Raw genomic sequence first — 21,456 nt, 5'->3', positions numbered from 1 at the left:
TTATTTATTACTTTATATCCATGAAAATTTTAGTCATTGAGGATGAGCAGGCTTTACTGGAAAGTATTTTAACCTATTTTACAGGTGAAGGAAATATCTGTGAAAGTGCTTCTGATTTCAATGCCGCTTACGAAAAAATTTCAATGTACAATTACGACTGTATATTACTTGATCTTGGGCTCCCGGGCGGAGAAGGACTGGAATTATTAACCAGGCTTAAACAGTTAAAAAAAAGAGATGGTGTACTCATTATTTCTGCCCGGCACTCTTTAGATGATAAACTTGGAGGACTGGATCTTGGAGCTGACGACTATTTGGTTAAGCCATTTCATCTGTCGGAATTAAAAGCCAGGGTGAGTGCAATTGTCCGACGTAAAAACTTTGACGGCGATAATGTAATTGTCTTTAATGAAATTAATGTAGACGTTTTTGCGATGAAGACAACTATTAATGGTAGTCAGGTTGTTTTAACCAAAAAAGAATTTGATTTACTGGTTTATTTTCTTTCCAATAAAAATAAAGTGGTTACCAAAAATGCAATGGCTGAGCATCTTTGGGGTGACGAAATGGATCTTTCTGATGACTTCGATTTTATTTATACGCATGTAAAAAACCTCAGAAAAAAGATGCTCGAAGCAGGAGCAGCGGATTACCTTCGCTCGGTTTACGGAATTGGTTATAAATTTGGAGCAATATGAAACTCTCTAACCGTTATAACAAGGTTAATATTTATACCTCCCTTATTGTCCTGATCATTACAGGGGTTATATATTATGTTGTTATCCATTTTATTTTAACAGAGAAACTGGATCGGGATTTAGCGGTAGAAGAGAACGAGATCAGGCAATATACGGCTACTTATCATCGCCTTCCACTTCCGGCGAGTTACCTGGATCAGCAAATTTCTTATGAAGAGGTAAAAGAGAAGGCTCCAGAAAGAGAATTCGTTTATACAACCTATTATAATGCAAAGGAAAACGAAACGGAACCCGGCCGAAGATTAATTACAACGGTTAACTTAAACGGGAAAACCGTTATCGTAAACATTACCAAATCCAGGGTAGAATCAGAAGATTTGGTGAGGATTATTCTGTTCATTACACTTGCCGTTACCATCATTTTACTTTTATCCCTGCTGTTAATTAACCGTCTTGTATTAAACAGACTCTGGAAGCCTTTTTATAGCATTTTAAGCCGAATGAAGGCTTTTGAAGTAACCCGGATGGAAAACATCGAAGAAGAACCAACCACCATCGACGAGTTTAATGAACTGAATAGGTCTGTTAACGCCATGGCAGAAAAAGTTCGGAAAGATTATAAAGAACTTAAAAGTTTCACCGATAATGCATCGCATGAAATGATGACACCACTGGCGGTGATCAACTCCAAACTCGATTCACTGTTGCAAACTGAATCTTTTACAGAGCAGCAAGGCGCATTACTGGAAGATATTTATCATGCCACCGGACGACTTTCCAGATTGCATCAATCGCTTTTACTTTTGGCGAAAATTGAAAACAATCTTATTCCTGATTATCAGGATATTGACTTTAAAGAGATGGTGCAGAGCAAAATTCGTCAGTTTCAGGAACTTTTTGAAAGAGATAACCTTGTTTTAAAAGAAAACCTTGAAGCAGTTGAGTTGAAAATGAGCCGGTACCTTGGCGATATATTATTAAATAATTTACTCAGCAATGCGGTAAGGCATAATGTAAATGGCGGGCAAATTAATGTAAAACTTACTTCCACAAGATTAACCATTGCTAACACGGGAAAAAATACGATGCAAAATCCCCGCATCTTTGATCGTTTTTCTAAATCAGCAGAATCAGAGGGGATGGGGCTTGGACTGGCCATAACCAAGCAAATTTGTAATCTGTATGCGTTTGATATTCAGTACGAACAAGTAGCGGATAAACACATTTTTACTATAAATTTTAATTCCTGATTTTATCTACAGAATTCCTCCATAATTCGATTATAGATTTGATGAAAATTTATAATTATGAAAAAGATTTTTGGAGTTTTTATCTTAATCGGCAGCCTTATAACCACATCACAAGCACAAAAGCTAAATGCACTAAAGGTACCCGCTGCAGTTAAATCTGCATTTTCTAAATCACATCCTGCAACCACAAATGTGCATTGGGAAATGGAAAAACAAGACTATGAAGCTGGTTTTACTTTAAATGGCAAGAAAACATCAGCGCTTTACTCAGCAAAAGGTATTCTTTTAGAAACTGAAGTAGAAATCAATAAGTCAGAATTGCCTATCCTGGTGATTACAAAGCTTAAGGGAATAAGGATTGCTGAAACGGCAAAAATTACCAAAGCCAATGGTACTGTACTTTATGAAGCTGAAGTAAAAGGAAAAGATTTATTGTTTGATGCTTCAGGAAACCCTGTAAAACCTTAAAAATGTACAAAACCTTTTTAACCTGGCTGATCTTTGGCGCAACATTATCCCCTTGTTTTGCTCAAAAAATAGATTCTGTTCAAACCTTCCCGGTTGATTCTGCCGGGCAATGGAATGCAAAAGAAGAAATCCCTAAAAATAAATTTAAACCTGCAACTTTTATTGTACCCGTTGTATTAATGGGCTATGGATTTGCGGCGGTTTACGATCACGGCGCACTTAAACAATTGGACGTGAGTACGAGGGCAGAACTTCAGGAAGATCATCCTTTATTTGCTGCCCATGTAGACGATTATTTGCAATTTGCTCCGGCAGCAGCTGTTTATGCATTAAATCTGTCTGGCATTAAAGGCAAGCATAATTTGTTTGATGCTTCGATGTTATATGTTACCTCGGCTGCGATTATGGGTGTTTCAACACATTTTGTAAAGCATGGTGTGGGCAGAATGCGACCAGATGAATCAGGGATCAACTCTTTCCCTTCGGGACATACGGCCTCTGCATTTATGGCAGCAGAATTTTTGCATCAGGAATATAAAGATGTAAATCCATGGATTGGTTATGCAGGTTATTTCGTGGCTACAGCTACCGGCACACTGCGTATGTACAATAATAAACACTGGTTTAGTGATGTGGTAGCGGGGGCGGGCTTTGGAATTGCTTCTACAAAAATAGCTTATCTGGTTTATCCCTACGTCAAAAGCATTTTTACCACTAAAAAAACGGATCATTTTACCATAATGCCCTTTCATCAGCAAGGAGAAACTGGTTTAATGTTATCCGGCAGGTTTTAATGTTTAAAAGGAGAAAGCATTTATTTCTGTTTCCATAAGGCAACGATTATGTTTTCTTCTAAGGTTTCTACTACAGGATTGCTCCATAATTGGTTATTAGTTTAGTATATAGTTCTGGTTATGGCTTATCAAACACGTTTAAAACCTAAAAAATGAACGTCATTCTTAAATATTTTATCATCTGCTGTTTAACCTTTTCTTTTATTAAAGTGAAGGCTCAAATGCCAGTTAAAAACCTGGATTATTTTTTAAAGCAAGCGCAATCCTCAAATCCGGTACTTAAAGATTTTGAAAATCAGAAAAGATCGGCCGGAATAGATAGCCTTATTGTTCGTGCAACCGCTCGCCCACAGGTTACCGCAAGCGGAGCGGGTATGTATGCACCCATTATCAGAGGCTATGGTTACGACGAAGTGATTACAAATGGGCAGGCGCTGGAAGCTTTATTAAATGTAAACTACGATTTGCTGAATAAAAAACGTATTAATAATCAGCTGGAAGGGATAAAAATTCAAAGTGATTCCATTAAATATGCCGACCAGTTATCTTTATATGATTTAAACCGATCTGTTGCTGATCAGTACATTACGGCTTATGCAAGTCAGGTACAGGTTGATTTTAACCGTGAGGTAGTTACACTTTTGAAAAAGGAAGAACAATTGCTTAAAACATTAACCCGAAGCAATATTTATAAACAATCAGAGTATCTTACTTTTCTGGTTACCCTGCAACAACAGCAGCTGGTGCTGAAGCAGGCCGAGCTTCAGTTTAAAAATGATTATGCTACACTAAATTATTTAGCTGGCATAACCGATACCATAACAACCAAACTTGCTGAACCAAAATTGGAAGCAGAAATTTTTAAAAACAACCAGTTTTTTTTTACCAAACGTTTTGAACTGGATAGCTTAAAAAATATTAACCTTAAAAACGGTATTGATCTGAACTATAAACCAAAACTCGGGGTTTATGCAAATGGTGGCTATAGTTCCTCTCTGGTATTACAACCTTATAAAAATTTTGGAACAAGTGTGGGATTTACTTTTTCTGTTCCAATATATGATGGGCATCAGAAAAAGATGCAATACGATAAACTTAAACTCTCATCCAACACAATGACAAGTTATAAAGCGTTTTTCCTTCGTCAGCAAAACCAGCAGCTGAATTTAATCAGACAGCAAATTGTTCAAACGGATGCACTTTTTGGAAAAATAAATGAACAAATCCGTTTCAGCAAAGGACTTATTGAGGTAGATAGTAAACTGTTGCACACGGGAGATCTTAAAGTGGCTGATTTCATAATTGCCATTAATAATTATATGGCTGCACAAAATCTGCTCAGACAAACGAATATTAACCGGTTAAAATTGATTAACCAATACAACTACTGGAATAAATAATCATGAATACTTATCTAAAATCCATATTTACCATTTTTCCGTGTTTGTTAATTCTTTCTGCCTGTAGTAGTTCGAATCCAACAGAGGCCACAGATGCATCTTTGCCGGTAACCCCTGTGCAGGTTACCAATATCAGAGACAGCTCATTAGCCGAATACGTAGAGCTTTCGGCAGTTTCCGCTTACCTCGAAAAAAGCTTTGTTAAAGCAAATATCAATGGATACGTAGAGGGGGCCAATGTAAGAACAGGGCAGCAGGTTGCAAGTCGCCAGTTGTTGTTTAGCCTGGTTACTAAAGAAGCAAGATCAATAGGCAATACGGTAAATAAACTTGATCCCGGTTTTAATTTTTCAGGTGTATCCACAATCAGGGCAGATCAGGCCGGAGTTATTGTACAGGTTAACCACCAAAAAGGTGATTATGTACAGGATGGAGAACCTTTGGCCACCATTAGCAATCGCAATAGTTTGGTTTTTCTGCTGGATCTTCCTTATGAGCTTAATCCAATGATTAACCGAAACAGAACATTAGAAATTCTCTTATCGGATGGAACAAAGCTTAATGGCTCGGTTTCCGGAACGATGCCCGCTGTTGATTCTGTTGCTCAAACACAGCGGTATATTTTAAAAGTTGCTGCCGGAAAGGAAATTCCGGAAGGATTGATTGCCAGAGTTAGATTAATGAAGACTAACCATGTGCAGGCACAGATTCTGCCAAAATTAGCTGTCCTCTCTAATGAAACCGAAGACGAATTTTGGGTGATGAAAATGATTAACGATTCTACTGCGGTAAAAATCAAGGTAAAAAAAGGGATTGAAAGCAATACTTCTACGGAAGTTTTAGCACCAAGATTTAGTAAAACAGACCGAATAATAACAATAGGCAATTATGGAATTGCAGATACGGCGAGGGTTAAAATCCAGAAATAAAGAAGAACCTGAAACAAATATATACAGATGAAAAACTTCTTTATTTCTCATAAAAACCCCATTCTGGCTGTTCTGGTTATTATTATTGCGGGTGGAATTTATTCCTTTGAACAGTTGAAAACCGGGCTTTTCCCTGAAATTACTTTCCCAAAGATTAAAATTATTGCTGATGCAGAACTGCAACCCGTTGATAAAATGGTGGTTACCATTACCCGTCCGCTTGAAAATGCAGTAAAGCAAGTTCCTGATCTTCAATCGTTAAGAAGCACCACCAGCAGAGGCAGTTGTGAACTTTCTGCTTTTATGAATCCCGGTGCAAATATCGATTTAAGCCAGCAGCGTATCGAGGCACAAATTGCTAAAATCAGTGCTTCGTTACCTCCGGGTGTAAATGTATCGGTCGAAAAAATGAACCCTTCCATTCTTCCGGTAAGCGGTTATAGTTTAGAAAGTCATAATTATTCTCCTGCCGAGCTTAAAAAGATAGCCACTTATACCGTAAAACCTTTTCTCTCGCAGGTGGCTGGGGTTTCTGAAATTAGGGTAATAGGAGGCAAGAGTAAAGAGTTTTGGCTGGAACTGGATATTCAGAAAATGCAGGCACTGGGCATATCGCCAGATCAGATTAGCAATGACCTTGCACAAACAAACTATATAAAATCAAACGGTTACCTTTCCGATCACAACTATTTATACCTTTCGGTAACCGATGCAACCGTTAAAACAAAAAGTGACCTGGAAGAACTGGTTTTGGTTAGAAAAGGAAACAGGATTATAAAAGTCAGTGATGTTGCAAAGGTAAATATTCAGCAAAGTGTTGAATACACCCGAATCAATGCTAATGGAAAAGATGGAATCCTGATTGCTGTAATTAAGCAACCTAATGCTAACCTGGTTGATCTTTCGAGCCAAATGACGGCCAGGGTTTCTCAGCTTCAGCGTATTTTGCCCGCAGGTGTTAACATTAAACCCTATTATGTACAGGCAGATTTTGTAAATGAATCGGTTAAAAGTGTAAAAGATAGCTTGTGGATAGGCTTAGCCCTTGCCATTATTGTTGCCGTTATTTTTCTGAGGTCGTTAAAAGCCTGTGCAACAATTTTAATAACCATTCCGGTTACCCTTTGTTTAACTGTAATTGTGCTGTATATAGTTGGTTATTCGCTCAATATCATGACATTAGGTGCCATAGCCGCTGCAATAGGTTTAATTATTGATGATGCCATTGTTGTAGTAGAACAAATTCACCGGACTCATGAAGAACATCCCGAAGAACCAACGGTAAAACTGTTAAATAAAGCGGTTGGCTATCTTTTTCCAGCCATGCTGGGTTCATCCATCAGTACAATTGTAATTTTTGTTCCATTTGTATTCATGACAGGGGTTGCAGGTTCTTATTTCCAGGTAATGACCAACACCATGATTATTACCCTGGTTTGCTCTTTTTTTGTAACCTGGATTGGCCTTCCTGTGATTTATTTACTGCTTACCAAAAACTCAAAAAGTAATACTTCCGGTAAAAAAGAAGTTATACACGAAGTTAAGGCCCAAAAATGGGTACCTTATTTTATACAAAGGCCATATTTAGCTTTTGCTTTTATACTGGTACTTATTGTTTCAATTGTTTTGGTTTTTCCAAAATTGGAAACCGGATTTTTACCTGAAATGGATGAAGGAAGTATTGTTTTAGACTATGCTTCTCCTCCGGGAACTTCTTTAGAGGAAACAGACCGGATGTTGAAAGAAGTAGAAAAGCAATTGGTAAAGATTCCTGATGTAGAGGCTTATTCCAGACGTACGGGTACACAAATGGGCTTTTTTATTACTGAACCCAACACAGGGGATTATCTGATTCAGCTTAAACACAACCGGAGTAAAAGTACGGATGAGGTCATTTCAGAAATCAGAATGCAGATTGAAAGTACACAACCCGCTTTGATTGTAGATTTTGGTCAGGTAATTGGCGACATGCTTGGCGATTTAATGAGCTCAACACAGCCCATTGAGATTAAGGTCTTTGGAAATGATCAGCAAAAACTGCAAGACTTGTCCAAACAGGTATCCGAACTTATTTCAAAAATTCAGGGAACGGCTGATGTATTCGATGGAGTTGTGCTATCAGGTCCTACGGTTAATATTCAGCCAAATTTTCCCATGCTGGCTCAATACGGAATTACACCTGTGGCCTTCCAATCTCAGCTACAAACTGCCATGCAGGGAAATATAATTGGCGATTTATACGATAAACAACAGCTTTCACCGATACGAATGGTTTATCCCGGAAGCCGGAAATTTGGAATTTCAGACATCAGTAACCTGAAAGTATTTTTACCAGATGGGACTGCTATACCTATTCAAAATTTAGCCAAAATAGAACTTAAATCTGGAAGTGCAGAAGTACAACGGGAAAATCTGCAAACAATTGGAGTAATAACTGCAAGACTGGATAACAGGGATTTAGGAGGCGTAATGAAAGATATTCAAACTGCCGTAAACAACAAAATAAATCTTCCTTCAGGTTATCATATCGAATATGGAGGGGCTTATAAAGAACAACAACAGTCTTTTTCTGAATTATTAAGCATTCTTATTGCTTCCAGTTTATTGGTATTCAGCGTAATATTGTTCCTTTTTAAAGATTTTAAAATTGCATTTCTAATCCTGCTGATTTCTGTTTTAGGGATATCGGGCAGTTATCTGGCACTTTTTTTAACCCATACACCTTTAAATGTGGGCAGCTATACCGGGTTAATTATGATTGTTGGAATTATCGGTGAAAACGCCATTTTTACCTTTCTTCAGTTTAAAGAATCTTTGCAGGATAAAAGCATGGATGATGCCATAACCTTTGCCATTTCTACACGTTTAAGACCAAAACTAATGACTGCGTTAGGGGCCATTATTGCACTTTTACCCTTGGCACTAGGTATAGGGGCAGGAGCACAATTACATCAACCGCTGGCTATTGCAGTAATTGGTGGGTTTATTATTGCATTGCCTTTATTATTGATTGTATTGCCCAGCTTAATCAGAAAGTTTTATTTTAAAACACTTTGATGAATATCTTTAGAAACTTAGATAGTGGAGGATTCATCAATGCAGAGGCAAACTAACAAGGCTTTTTTAAGTAAACGAAGTTTTACTTAGGGATAAAGACTAAAATCCTTAATATTGAGGCTCAAATCACCTTCATGAAAAAAATAATCTGTGTCATCTTCCTATGGTTCTGTGTTGCAATGGCCTTTGCACAAAAAAAAGAACTTACTTTAATCAATCCCCTTGCGCAATTCAGAGTGGATGAATTGATCGTGATTAAAAGATTTTCAGTTCAGAATTTGCTAAATGGAAAAAATAAATTTTCTTTTTTGAATGTTACCGATCCTTCTGGTAAGTCTGTATTTGTTCAGTATAATGATGTCAATTTAGATGGAATTTGGGATGAAGCTGTGTTTTTACATTCCTTTAAACCTTCAGAAAAGATAAGTTTCAAAATTACAGGAACGAATCAGGAAAATAAAGGTGCGGTGGTAAGGGCGCATGTCCGGCATCGCAGAAAAAATGCTGATGATACCTTTGCAGCTGCCATTAACCGGGATTCTATCCCTGCAGGGCAACCCAATACCGATTTTTCTAAAACTAAATTGCCACCTTTTTTAACTGAAGGGCCAGCCTGGGAAAATGATAAGGTTGGTTTTAGGCTATATTTTGATGTCCGTAATGGTAAAGATATCTGGGGGAAAACGACACCAGCGATGATGATGGATACAGTTGGCGCCAATCCTTCACTTATTTATCACAACAGGGCAGTCTGGGGCATGGATGTTTATAAAGTGGGTTCTTCTTTAAGTGCCGGTGCCTTAGCACTCAATATAAAACTTAAAAACGGTAAAGATTCGTTAATCAGACTGGGCGGCAAGAATATGGGAGCGGTTATTTATCAGAAAATCGCTGATGGTCCATTAGTAGCCAAATTTAAAATAACTTACCCAAAATGGAATTTTGCAACAGGCTATAATCCTATATTTTTAGAAGAAGAAATAAGCATTTGGGGTGGTCAGTATTTTTATGAAAGTAAGATTAAGCTGATTGGAGCGCCTGAAAACGCAAGTCTGGTAACTGGTTTTGCCGATTTATTTAAAATAGAGGCAGGCAGTGTTACCGGAAAAAGTACCCAGGCATTTTATAGTTACGGTTTACAGAGTGAAAATAAAGACAATTTAGGACTGGCTATAATGGCTCCAAAAGCCGAATTTATGGCTTCAGGTAAATCTGCGGCTACAGAAAAGGATATTAAAAACAGTTACATCGTTTCACTTAAAATTCCTGATAAAGAATTGACCACGTTTCGTTTTTATGCAGCATGGGAGCCTACAGATAAAAGATTTGAAGATAAAAAGAGCTTTATTCAGTTTTTAGAGCAGCAAACCGCCGGTTATGATGCTAAAATCAGAATGCAATGGAAATAACAGCTAATGGCATTTTTGGATACTAATTGGCAACGACTATTGCATAAAAAAGGTTCTGAAAATTAATTCAGGACCTTTTATGACAATTTAGTATTATTTAAATCTGAGCATTAATCTGCACCCGTCTGTTTAAAGCCCTGCCTTCTTCGGTGCTGTTGGTACTTACAGGTTCTTTGTCGCCGTGCCCGCTTATAGTAAAACGCTGCGGATCAATGCCGGCATTAATCAAATAAGATTTTACCGCATTGGCACGATCTACAGATAGTGACATATTATGCTCTGGGGTACCTTCGGCAGATGAATGTCCGTTTAAAACAAACTTAACCGCCGGATCTTTTTTAATTTCAACCACAATCTTATCCAAAATTGGAAAAGAAGCTGTTTTTAAAACAAAAGAATTGAATTCAAACTGAATGTTTTCGAAATTATAATTCGGTTTTTCAACAGGAGCAGGTTTTTCAGGCTCCTTCACCGGCTCAGGTTTTTTTTCTTCAACCGGAGGGGTAGGTTTCGCTGCGGGTACAGGATCTGGTTTGGCAACCATCTTTTTTGTTTTACAAGAATACATACCAAGTGTAAACAAGGTGATGAGTGCTGTAAATGAAAGTTTTTTAAGGATGTTCATATTTCAATTTTCTGTTTAAGGTTCACAAGCGTGTTAAAAATATAACGCTTGCAATTAAATGATTGCTTATATAACGCTGCATCATTAAAGAACTTGCCTTTTAACCTAAAACCAAACTATGTTTTAACTAAAATTAACCAGATTATGCCACACAAGAAATGCCATTATTTGTTTGTAATCATGGTTAGAGCCAGTTTGGTCGCCTCATCAGTACTGCCTTTAAGTCCTTTTACTAAAATGGTATAAATTTTACCTTTTTCAATTTTCACTTTCGAAAGCGTTGATAAAACTTCAGTTTTTCCTGTTGCTTTAATTTCAAAAGTAATTTCATTGGCTGCATCCATAGATTCGAATTTGCTTACTGCTTTAAAAGCCTGGTTGGTAAATAAAGCCTGTTTACCCTGTACATTAAAATCAAGGGCTTCCACATCCGGGCTCATGTTTACGAAACGGATTTTAACTTTATCAGCAGCAGGAGCAGTTAAATCATCTTCGGCAAATACAAAAGCTGTTTTTCCGGGAACATCAGCTATAAAAAGAGAATAATTTTTACCTGATTTAAATTCAACTACAGATTTGGTCAGAACATCGGTCTGATCTTTTTTAGTTACGCTTAATTCAGATTTTCCCACATTAATTTGACCATAGTCTAAAGCTGTGGTATAAATTAAAGGTTTGGTCGTTGCCTTCATTCCGTTAACATAAAATGATAGTTCTGGTAATCCGGGTGCAACGTGAACAACAGATAAGTTTGCAATTTCCGGAACGGGTGTTACGTTGTTACTTTTTTTACAAGCCGATAAAGTGGCTGCAATGGTCAGGATTGTTAATCCGCTTTTTAGGAATGAAATTGTTTTCATGTTTTAGTGTTTTTTGTTTCTAAAACGAAAGGCCAACCGCAAACGCAACAAAATGCAATCAATATTTTTTTGTGAGGAGTACCGTAAGGTATTTAAATTTTATTTCAAATATTGGACATTAAATACAGAAAAGTTCGATAACTGGCTGATTATTATTTTGATAGATATCATTTGAAGTTAAAATAATGTATGGTTTTGGGATGGGTTTTTACGCAAACGTTTGTGTGGTTAAGCAATTTTGCAAAACTGAACAAACAAAGCTAATTACGAGGATTTTTTGTTCAAAGAACAGGTAATTCCAGCCGGCTGAATTAATAACATCATTTATTCAAAGTATTTTCAGAATAGACGTAGGAAAGTTGCCGAAATTAAATTTGATCAGCAATTTGTTTAGCGAAATCGTCTGTAATTCAAATTTATAGTCTGTAAGCACTTTTATTTCAAACGTTTGAAATACAATATCAAACGTTTGCGTAATTATTTAGTGAAGCATGGGTTTTCCATAATAATTAACTTGCTTAAACCAAGCAGCAACACAAAACATGTTATCAGATAACCATTCAAAGCCGGATTCGATATTTTATTACTCCATTTTAAATCCGGGTCACGAAAATAAAAATCTTAGTGATTTTGTGGAGCGACTTAAAGTACATTTGCTTCTGTATAAAAGCAGCAGCTTTATATTATTACAATCCATTTAAACCGGTTGAAAATTCTGGACCTTCCCGGAGGGAAAATTGTCCTTAAACTATAAAAACTAAAATATGCAACACATAAAAGAGTGCTGTAACCCTTAAAACCAATAATTATTATAAATGCAAAATTTTAAAAAGTTACAATTTATACTGTTTACAGCCTTATTTGTAGCGCAAATTTTAACTGTACAAGCTCAATCCAGACAGGATATTAATTTTAATACCGACTGGTCTTTTAAAAAAACTAAAGATACTGCAGATCATAACCAGAACTGGGAAAAAGTAACCCTGCCACATACCTGGAATGCAACAGATATGCAACTCAGTAAAAACTTTTATGAAGGCGAAGGTATCTATAAAAAGGAAATTGTTTTTGGTAACGAATATCAAAACAAAAGACTTTTTTTACGCTTTGAAGGTGTTGGGCAAGTGGCACAGGTATATGTTAATGATAAGTTAGTAGGTGTGCACAAAGGCTCTTACAGTGCTTTTTGCGTAGATATTACCTATGCTGTTGTATTGGGTAAGGCCAATAAAATTGTGGTAAAGGCTAATAATACAGCCAGAAAGGATATTATTCCGGTAAATCACTTTCTTTTCGGGATTTATGGTGGAATTTATCGCCCCGTAAGTTTAATTGTAACCAACCAGATCAACATTACAACCACAGATTATGCATCGCCTGGTATTTATATTTCGCAGAAAAATGTAAGTCATGCCATGGCCGATTTAAGTGTATTGGTTAAAATTGAAAACAGATCTCCTCAGGCAGAAGATATCCAGATTAAAAGTTCGGTATTTGATCAAAAGGGAAAACTGGTGCTCGAAAAAACAACGAAGGAGCATGTAACTACTCAAGGCAGACAAAAATTTACACAGGATTTTAGTTTAGTCAATCCAACATTATGGGATGGTTTCAATAATCCTTACCTGTACAAAGTAGTTACGCAAGTTATAAAAGATAGTCAGGTTATCGATGAAGTTAGTCAGCCCTTGGGGATTCGTAAATTTGAAATTGTTGCCGGTAAAGGCATGTTACTTAATAACAAACCGTATAAAATGTATGGTGTAGCCCGTCATCAGGATCGCTGGCAATTTGGTAATGCTTTAAGTAATGCTCAACATAAAGAAGATTTGGATATTATTAAGGAAATGGGAACTACAACCATTCGTTTTGCGCATTATCAGCAGGCAGAATATTTGTATTCACAATGTGATAGCATGGGTTTTGTAATTTGGGCAGAAATTCCTTTTGTAAATACTTCAACCGGAGAAGAGGGCGAAAATGCCAAACAACAAATGACTGAGCTGATTAAACAAAATTACAACCACCCATCTATTTATGTTTGGGGTTTACATAATGAGGTTTATGGTAAAACCATTGCGGATTATCCTGCGGCATTAACACGTGATTTGGATGACATTGCTAAAACTCTTGATCCTTATCGTTATACCGCCAGTGTAAGTGGTTATGGAGAAATGACACGCCCTACAAATTTAAATGCCGATATCCAGGGAATGAATCGTTATTATGGCTGGTACGAAGGGAAAATTGGAGATTTAGAAAACTGGGCCTCAGGTTTGGAAAGTAAGTATCCAAATAATAAAGTGATGCTTACAGAATATGGTGCCGATGGAAATGTGTTTCAGCAACAGGAGCAGACTGAATTAAAAGATACATTTGATTATGGTTCTCCGTTTTACCCTGAAACTTATGAAACGAAGACACACGAAATACAGTGGCCAATTATTGCTAAACACCCTTACATTACGGCTTCCTACATCTGGAATATGTTTGACTTTGCTACACCGATGTGGAACCGGGGAAGCATGCCCGCCCGAAACATGAAAGGTCTTGTTACTTTCGATCGGAAACTAAAAAAAGATGCTTTCTATTGGTACAAAGTTAATTGGAGTACAAATCCGGTATTGTATTTAACCGAGCGCCGGGCTGTAGAACGTAAACATGCCAATACACAAATTGTGGTTTATTCTAATATTGGTGTACCAGAGGTTTACATTAATGGAAAGAAACTACCAGCAGCTAACGCCGATGGCGTTTTATACCGTTTTGAAAATGTAACCTTGAAAAAAGGTAAAAATATAATTAAAACCAAAGCCGTAAAAAACGGTAAGGTTTATACCGACGAGATGATCTGGAGTTTAAAATAGGATTTTAAGCTTCTTCAAAAATAGATAAACCCTAAAAGCAATTAACCTTAGCCTTTTGGGGTTTTCTTGTTCCTAAGCTTCCATGTTATTTGGAGATAAAAATGGACTAAACAAAACTTTTAAGAATAGATGCTGTTTGTGCTGTATTACATTAACCATAAGTTAAATGTGTTACATAAAATTATCGCTACATTATGATATATGAAAAGTCATCAATCAACAAAGAACTTTTTTGTGCAATTGGAGAACATTCTGTCGACGCTTACTTCATTTATAAAATAAAGGATCACAAATTTACTTATCTAAATCAGGCTTTCGAACAAATATGGGAGCTGAGTTTAGCTGAGGTATGGCAGTCGCCTGAGCTTTTAATCGCACAGGTACACATAGAAGATAAAGAACATGTAAAAGATTGCTATGAAGAATGCTTGGAGGAATTTAAGCCTAAGAAATATGAATTCAGAATTTGTGTGGCTGATGGAACTGAAAAACACATTCGGATTAGTATTTATCCCTTAAAATGGGAAGATGAAATCATTATTGCAGGCATTGCAGAAGATAATACAGCAATAAAGCACAATAAAATTCACATTGAGCAAATTAACGCCCGGAAAAATACAACGCTTGAAATTCTTTCTCACGATTTGAAAGAACCGTTGGGTATGATGAAAATGGCCGCATCGGCCATAGAAAATGAAGTGAAGGAAACAGGCAGCGACTACATGTTGAAATTGCTCCGGTTTATACAGGATATGTGCGAGCGTAATATTTTGTTTATCAGAAGTTTAATTAATTATGAATTTCTTAAATCTGCTGAAATAGAAATCAAGAAGGAAAGGGCAGAGCTGGTCTCCGAGATCAGAGATGTACTGCAATTTTACAAACGCTCCCGTTTAAGTGATGTTAAAAATTTCGAATTCAGCAGTTCTGTAGATAAGCTGTATTTAAATATTGATAGCATGAAGTTCTTGCAGGTCATTAATAACCTGATTTCCAATTCTATAAAATTTACAGCAGACGGTGGTTATATTAAAATTCATATAGAAGACCATCATACTAAAGTGCTCGTTACCGTAAGCGATAATGGAATTGGTATTCCTGATCATTTAAAACCACATTTATTTGACAAGCTTCATCAGGCACTTCGCCCCGGGCTTAAAGGAGAAGAATCTGGCGGTTTAGGCATGGGGATTATTAAAGCGATTGTAGAATTACACCGCGGCAAAATCTGGTTTGAAAGTGAAGAAAATGCAGGCACTAAGTTTTTTATTGAATTGCCAAAATAGAATCCTTAACAACCTGATAAGTCAATCTGTTTATCACTCAATTCTAAAAAGAAGGCCAATTTTTTGCATTGTTTTAATCAATCCATTAATTTTTATTTTACATTTAAAACTGAAATATTTATTGCAGTAAAAGAAGATATGGGTGTTGGACATTAAGAAAATGGCATGAGCAGAAAAAATAATGTTACAGTAATTTGTTTTGGAGAAGTATTATGGGATAACTTCCCGTCGGGCAAAAAACCCGGAGGCGCGATAATGAATGTAGCTTACCATTTAAAAAATTTAGGTGTAAACAGCCATTTAATCAGCAAAATAGGAAAAGACGGAAATGGTGCCGAACTACAGCAGGTGCTTAATCATTTAGGCATTGATGATACTTACGTGCAAATTGATGAAAAACATAAAACATCTACGGTAGAGGTACATGTAGGCGAAGATAATGAAGTAACTTATGAAATTGTGCAGCCCGTAGCCTGGGATTTTATCACACCAGAAAACCCACATACCAGATTAGTGGCACAAGCCGATGCTTTGGTTTATGGAAGTCTCTCCGGAAGAACTGAAACCAGCAGAAAAACACTTGAACATTTACTCGAATTGGCACCTTACCGGGTAATGGATGTTAATTTAAGAGCTCCCCATTATAATGAAAGTTATATTTCAAGCTTATTGCATAAAACAGACCTGCTGAAATTAAATTTAGATGAACTAGGCATTATCAGCAATTGGTTTAGTCAGCAATGTAAAACTGAAACAGACCGGGTAGATTTGCTGCAAAACAAGTTCAACATCCCCGAAATGGTGGTCACCAAAGGAGGCAAGGGCGCATCTTATTACGGAGTTAAAACAGAACACCACTGGCCTGCTTATAATATTAAGGTTAAAGATACCGTAGGTAGTGGCGATTCCTTTTTAGCAGGTTTACTTTCTATGAAACTATCAAACGAGTACATCAATGATACTTTAGATTTTGCCGTTGCATTAAGTGCTTACATTACGACGCAGGAAGGCGCCTGTCCGGTTTATGAAAAATCAGCTATCAACAGGTTTATGATGAAGCACAAAAAGAATTGGAGTATGGATATTATTTAATAAAATTAAGACTCAAACAGATATCCGCTATAAGCGAGCCCTTTGGCCACACTTTTAAAATTATCTCCGGAATTTAGGCTGATGTGTGGAAACTTGCTTTTAAATAAATGTTGTACTGCTGTAACCATAGAAGTACCGCCCGTTAAAAAAAGACTGTCTATATCCGATGGATCAATCTGATTTTTGATTAGAAATTCATTCAGGTAACCGCTGATTTTATCAATGTCCTTTTCGATAATCCGGCCATATTCTTCAATAGAGATGGGCTCGTTAATTTCAATTCCCATATTAGAATATTTAAAATCAGAATGCACTGCACCGGATAAAGTAATCTTTGTTTTCTCTATTGATTGAAAAAGCGAATAACCCAGGTTATTTTCGATAAGAGTAATCAGGTTTTTAAACTGAGGATCATTACCCGAGTAATAATAGTAATCATCTATATCTTTTTTAATGCGGTTGCCATTAAAAAAATTCATTTTATCCCAGGTACAAATATTTGCAAAAAGAGACTTCGGAACTGTAAGTACTTTGCCGGGTGTAGCCTCATATTGTGTATTCTTGCCAAAATGCGGTGTGCCTTTATCCCACATAAAAGCAGAATCAAAACTATCGCCCCCAACATAAATACCACCCGTAGCCATCATATCGTTTTTACGGTTTTTGCTGCCAACTTTCTCCGGATCAAGAATGAGATAGGTAAAATCTGTTGTTCCGCCACCTAAATCGGCAACCAGAACATTTTCCTTTTGTTTAATGGTTTTCTCGTAAGCAAAGGCAGCACCGATAGGTTCAAACTGGAAACGTACCTCAGTAAAACCGGCTAATTCTGCTGCTTTATTTAAACGGCTTTGTGCAAGTGTATCTTTTGGAGTGCTGTCGTCATCAAAAAATACGGGGCGACCAATAACAGCTTTTTTACAGTCCAGACCTATAATTTGATCCGCCTTTAATTTTAAATCTTTTAAAATTAAAGCAACCAAATCGGCAGCATTGTAACGTTTATTTTGAATACGTGTTTCAGTAAAGCTGCTGCGGGATAAAATTTGCTTGATGGATTTAATAAAACGCCCTTTCATTCCGTCATTTAAATAGGCCGAAATGGCATTTTCGCCTACCACATAATTTAAACCACCCGTATTTAGTTCGTGAAAGAAATAAATAAGCGAGGGAATAATAATCGTATCGACAATTTCTTTTTTTTCTTCATCGTAAATAGCCAAAGCCGAATTGGTGGTTCCAAAATCAATACCATACAAATACTTACTCATCACAGAAGGAATTTAATTAACAAAAAAAGGGGAGTGCCTGGCCAAAACCGGGCGGCGAAATTATTGAAAAAAACTCGGAATTTAAATTAATTGATAAATCTGTTTTGTTTGAATTACTTTATCTATAAACCTATTTTAGTATAGATACTAATATTTGATTTTTTTATTAAAATTAATCCAACGCTGAATTAAGGCCTTCTTATTAGGCTTTCGAGTTTTAACTAACAATTTCTCGTTGTTAAAAATACCATATTGTGATTCTGCAATTCTATTTACGTGGATTGTTAAATCTTCAGGATTTATGCCTAATAAATCCAAATCGAATAATGTATGTACATCAGCCCTTAACAATAAACCATTAGATGGATGATTATCATTTTTACCACGATAAGGAATAATGTGAGCAGCTTCAAGAATATCTAAAATCTCACAGCCAGTAACCATACAACGGTCTCCATAGCACTTTCTTAAATCATCTCTAAACTTTTGTTGACCTCTTCGTGCTTTAATTTGCCTAAGTACACTTTCTCTCTCATCTTCTTCAGTTTTGTGATATTCACCTTCTGGTTCATTCCATTTAGAACCCTCATATGGTGGTAAAGCATAAGCGGTATTCTTTAATAACAGCTTATCTTTTATTTCAGAAAATAATCTTAATGCATCTATATCAAGTGCTTGCATTGACATGTTTTGATTGTAATTTTTTTTGTAAAAAGGTCTCAGATCTGATAATCCAACTTTGTTAAGCTTATATGGGATGAAATTATTTTTATATTGAGCATTGAACTTTTTAACATTGATAGTCTTTTCTTCCGGTATATTGAATGTGTGTCCTTTATTACATCTGTAAGTTGGTTTTAATTTTGTGCGCTTATCAATAGTAGATGAACCGCATTCTGCGCAATATCTTATTACTTTTTGGGCTTCAACTTCATTAATGCTATTTATTTTTAGAAATCCTAAGATTTTTGTTTTATTGATTAAGATTGCATAATCATTAGGTTTAATATTTTTGGAATTTGCAACTTTACTATCGTAATTATAATATTCATCTATTTTGTCATTATAATCATCAACAGTCTGCAGTGCACGATCATCGTTATGTACCGTTTTTAATACCCAAAGTTTTTCTTCCATACTTGCGAATATGTTTAGATTCTTTAGAAAAAATGCGGTTACATATATCAACTATTATTAATCGGTAATAGATTAATTTAAAGATGTTGAAATTTCATATTCATCTATTAACTGTAAAATCAAAATAACATTATTAAAAATATCAGGCACGTTTTTTGATTACTAATAATTTTAGTATAAATTTGTGTGTTATTAAAGCGGATTAGAAAAATATAACCGAAATGAGCCAAATAATAGACATTTTTGTCCATTACATTTTGGCCTTTAGGGATATTAAAGAGCAAGCTTTTGATTTTACAATATGACAGTTACCGTTTTAGCAATATTAGAAACAGATTTCCGGCCTGATGCATCATTGGGTAAAATAATGAATGAGCGACTTCAAAAGGCGGCAGCCGAACTTCAGGAGGTGCATTTGAAAGGTTTAGAAAGCATCGGTCAGCGAACTGATGATTTGGTGGTTTACATTAGTTATAATCCAAAATATGCAATCCGCTGGAGAGTGGTAAATGATGTGCCCACTGTTGTGGAAGATACTGTAGCCAATATTTGCGGCAAACTTGGCTATATTCAGTGGAAAACCACGGTAATCAATGTATTTAAAGGAAACGAGTAATTGCAGTCAGTTAAAACTGTTAATTAGATTCGATCAATAATTTTAAAGCCTTAAGTCTGAATAATAAAGATTGATTTACACGACTATCCGGATTAATGCGCAGCGGGATAAAATGACTCTCCAAAAAATGATCAATATTGTTGATTTTCGTTGCAGGATTAAGATATAAAGGCTCTTCAGGTTTTGGAGCATTTTTAAAATATTCTTCCAGTTCAGAGATTGTCATGCTTTAAAGTTAAGTAAATGGATTGGTGGATTTTGCTTCCTTCAAATTAAAATTAACTCCATAATTGGTTATCAGACAAATAAATTAATCACATTTATGATTACACTAAATTTTCTCTATGATATAGATGGAGAAACTCATTTATACGGTTTAAAACAAGAAGTAAGAAACGAGCCTTTTAATGTTTTTCTGGAGGAGAAAATGGTAGCCGTAATTGACGAAGTGAAAGGTCAATGGATTCAGGTTTCAGGAGAAAACTTAGAAACTGAACTTTTACTAAATATTGGACAATTTATAAACAATCAAAACTATCAGAAATTACCAAACGAAATTAAAATGCATTGGGTAAAATATGTAGAAGAAGTTTTGGCTACTTCGGATGATTTTTATTTGGTTGTAACCAAACCTAAAATTAATTTCGATCGCTTTGAAAAGGCTTTTAAAAATTATATTGACAATTTAGTTAAAGATAAATGGCAGGTTACTTTTAGGGTTTGCGATGCTGGATTTAATCATGAATTTATAGTGCTTATAAATTCTTAACGAATTGTGGAATTTGTAGAGTGCTGTGTAATATTTCCCCAAGTCGGGTAAATATTTGCCAGTGGGGATTTTTAAGGGCTTTGAAAAGTATCACTTACAGGAATAAATTGATAAACATCAAATTTTTAGAGACTCATAAATGTTTATCAAAAATATAAATAGAACTATTTAACGAGAAATCGCTATTCGGATCTCTTAAATTAGATTATCCTTTGGCTTAAATGTTGGATTAACATAGATAACTAAATGTTCATCCCTATGTCCAGATTAAAAAATCCAACTTTTGAAGCGGGAATCTTTATAGATTTTTTAAACGCCATGACCAGAATCCCTAAGGAAATTGGTGACGAAATTATCAAGCGTTGTTATCCAGTATCTTTCAAGAAGAATAAATTTATTGCTTCAGATGCAACACAGGAGCCCAGTGTTTATTTTATTATTAAAGGAATTGCTCGTGGCTTTATTAAAGAAGAAGGTCGGGATATCACAACCTGGCTTGCTAAAGAGGGACAACTGATCGGGAGATTAGATGAAACAGGTAAAAATCTGGACGATCCGGAAATTATGCAGGCCCTTGAAACCACGCAACTTCTTGCCATTCCTTATACCCTGATTAATGATTTATATCAGAAATTTGCAGAGACTAAGGAATTGGGTTTAAACATTCTTTCTGCTCAGTATGAACGAACCAGAGAATCGGCCATATTAGCCCGTATTCCATCTGCAGAACAACGTTATCAGCGTTTTATTAAACTTTCTGGAATTATGATCAACCGGTTGCCATTAAAATGTATTGCTTCTTATTTAGGTATTCGAATGGAAACTTTAAGCAGAATCAGGTCAAAAGGCCGGAAGCTGTTTAAAGATTCTTCAGCCTACGCTGAAAATTAAGGCTTTATTATTACTAATCAAATGTTGATAAAAAGAA

Annotated in this window: 19 protein-coding genes; 14 read left to right on the top strand and 5 right to left on the bottom strand. The window is 35.9% G+C overall.

Translation table 11 applies throughout. The annotated features are described in order from the left end of the window. Nucleotides 1-20 precede the first annotated feature (20 nt). From O0955_RS08700 to O0955_RS08665, 8 genes are all read left to right on the top strand, one after another. Nucleotides 21-698, top strand: coding sequence for a response regulator transcription factor (locus O0955_RS08700; RefSeq protein WP_269427151.1), 678 nt, complete (start codon nt 21-23; stop codon nt 696-698). Further along, nucleotides 695-1,948: a sensor histidine kinase gene (locus tag O0955_RS08695; protein ID WP_269427150.1), complete on the top strand. Its 1,254-nt coding sequence runs from the start codon at nt 695-697 to the stop codon at nt 1,946-1,948. Before O0955_RS08700 ends, O0955_RS08695 begins: the two co-directional genes overlap by 4 nt. Nucleotides 1,949-2,005: 57 nt before the next feature. Next, the gene (locus O0955_RS08690; protein WP_269427149.1) at nt 2,006-2,416 is read left to right on the top strand and encodes a hypothetical protein; all 411 of its coding nucleotides are present in this window, start codon (nt 2,006-2,008) and stop codon (nt 2,414-2,416) included. Nucleotides 2,417-2,418: 2 nt separating this feature from the next. Then, nucleotides 2,419-3,210, top strand: a complete 792-nt coding sequence (locus O0955_RS08685) for a phosphatase PAP2 family protein (RefSeq protein ID WP_269427148.1) — start codon at nt 2,419-2,421, stop codon at nt 3,208-3,210. A 152-nt stretch (nt 3,211-3,362) separates the two neighbouring features. Then, nucleotides 3,363-4,610 (top strand): TolC family protein, encoded by a 1,248-nt coding sequence (locus O0955_RS08680; RefSeq protein WP_269427147.1) that lies wholly within the window; start codon nt 3,363-3,365, stop codon nt 4,608-4,610. 2 nt (nt 4,611-4,612) lie between these two features. Then, nucleotides 4,613-5,539, top strand: a complete 927-nt coding sequence (locus tag O0955_RS08675; protein WP_269427146.1) for an efflux RND transporter periplasmic adaptor subunit — start codon at nt 4,613-4,615, stop codon at nt 5,537-5,539. Nucleotides 5,540-5,566: 27 nt separating this feature from the next. Beyond that, nucleotides 5,567-8,596: an efflux RND transporter permease subunit gene (locus O0955_RS08670; protein ID WP_269427145.1), complete on the top strand. Its 3,030-nt coding sequence runs from the start codon at nt 5,567-5,569 to the stop codon at nt 8,594-8,596. Between the two features lie 134 nt (nt 8,597-8,730). Further along, a complete protein-coding gene (locus O0955_RS08665; RefSeq protein WP_269427144.1) occupies nt 8,731-10,005 on the top strand; it encodes a DUF4861 family protein in 1,275 nt (424 codons plus the stop codon). 97 nt (nt 10,006-10,102) lie between these two features. Here O0955_RS08665 and O0955_RS08660 read toward each other — a convergent pair whose 3' ends face one another. Further along, on the bottom strand, nt 10,103-10,630 hold the full coding sequence (locus O0955_RS08660) for an OmpA family protein (protein ID WP_269427143.1): 528 nt from the start codon (nt 10,628-10,630) through the stop codon (nt 10,103-10,105). A gap of 164 nt (nt 10,631-10,794) precedes the next feature. Then, complete coding sequence (locus tag O0955_RS08655) at nt 10,795-11,490, bottom strand: DUF4397 domain-containing protein (RefSeq protein WP_269427142.1); 696 nt, start codon at nt 11,488-11,490, stop codon at nt 10,795-10,797. Between the two features lie 815 nt (nt 11,491-12,305). Between O0955_RS08655 and O0955_RS08650 the strand changes: the two genes are divergently transcribed. The 3 genes from O0955_RS08650 to O0955_RS08640 all read left to right on the top strand — a co-directional run bounded on the left by O0955_RS08650 (nt 12,306) and on the right by O0955_RS08640 (nt 16,735). Further along, entirely contained in the window at nt 12,306-14,357 is a 2,052-nt protein-coding gene (locus O0955_RS08650) for a glycoside hydrolase family 2 protein (protein ID WP_269427141.1), read from the top strand. Between the two features lie 194 nt (nt 14,358-14,551). After that, nucleotides 14,552-15,643 carry a PAS domain-containing sensor histidine kinase gene (locus O0955_RS08645; RefSeq protein WP_269427140.1) on the top strand — a complete coding sequence of 364 codons (1,092 nt, stop codon included), beginning with the start codon at nt 14,552-14,554 and terminating at the stop codon, nt 15,641-15,643. A 165-nt stretch (nt 15,644-15,808) separates the two neighbouring features. After that, nucleotides 15,809-16,735, top strand: a complete 927-nt coding sequence (locus tag O0955_RS08640; RefSeq protein ID WP_269427139.1) for a carbohydrate kinase family protein — start codon at nt 15,809-15,811, stop codon at nt 16,733-16,735. Nucleotides 16,736-16,740: 5 nt separating this feature from the next. Here O0955_RS08640 and O0955_RS08635 read toward each other — a convergent pair whose 3' ends face one another. Together O0955_RS08635 and O0955_RS08630 are read right to left on the bottom strand one after the other, a co-directional pair. After that, the gene (locus O0955_RS08635; RefSeq protein WP_269427138.1) at nt 16,741-18,006 is read right to left on the bottom strand and encodes an Hsp70 family protein; all 1,266 of its coding nucleotides are present in this window, start codon (nt 18,004-18,006) and stop codon (nt 16,741-16,743) included. A gap of 147 nt (nt 18,007-18,153) precedes the next feature. Beyond that, the gene (locus tag O0955_RS08630) at nt 18,154-19,143 is read right to left on the bottom strand and encodes an HNH endonuclease (protein ID WP_269427137.1); all 990 of its coding nucleotides are present in this window, start codon (nt 19,141-19,143) and stop codon (nt 18,154-18,156) included. Between the two features lie 301 nt (nt 19,144-19,444). Here O0955_RS08630 and O0955_RS08625 point away from each other — a divergent pair, with 301 nt between their 5' ends. Then, the gene (locus O0955_RS08625; RefSeq protein ID WP_269427136.1) at nt 19,445-19,759 is read left to right on the top strand and encodes a hypothetical protein; all 315 of its coding nucleotides are present in this window, start codon (nt 19,445-19,447) and stop codon (nt 19,757-19,759) included. A 19-nt stretch (nt 19,760-19,778) separates the two neighbouring features. Here the strand turns inward: O0955_RS08625 and O0955_RS08620 are convergent, their stop codons facing one another. After that, nucleotides 19,779-19,985 (bottom strand): DUF6965 family protein, encoded by a 207-nt coding sequence (locus O0955_RS08620; RefSeq protein ID WP_269427135.1) that lies wholly within the window; start codon nt 19,983-19,985, stop codon nt 19,779-19,781. Between the two features lie 96 nt (nt 19,986-20,081). Here O0955_RS08620 and O0955_RS08615 point away from each other — a divergent pair, with 96 nt between their 5' ends. Both O0955_RS08615 and O0955_RS08610 read left to right on the top strand, forming a co-directional pair. After that, a complete protein-coding gene (locus O0955_RS08615; RefSeq protein WP_269427134.1) occupies nt 20,082-20,528 on the top strand; it encodes a hypothetical protein in 447 nt (148 codons plus the stop codon). Between the two features lie 258 nt (nt 20,529-20,786). Further along, nucleotides 20,787-21,419, top strand: a complete 633-nt coding sequence (locus O0955_RS08610; protein ID WP_269427133.1) for a Crp/Fnr family transcriptional regulator — start codon at nt 20,787-20,789, stop codon at nt 21,417-21,419. The last annotated feature ends 37 nt before the right edge of the window (nt 21,420-21,456 follow it).

It is taken from the genome of Pedobacter punctiformis (assembly GCF_027213715.1).
Taxonomy (GTDB): Bacteria; Bacteroidota; Bacteroidia; order Sphingobacteriales; family Sphingobacteriaceae; genus Pedobacter; species Pedobacter punctiformis.
Note: the sequence above shows the minus strand (reverse complement) of the source record. Positions and strands in the feature narration are given on the sequence as shown.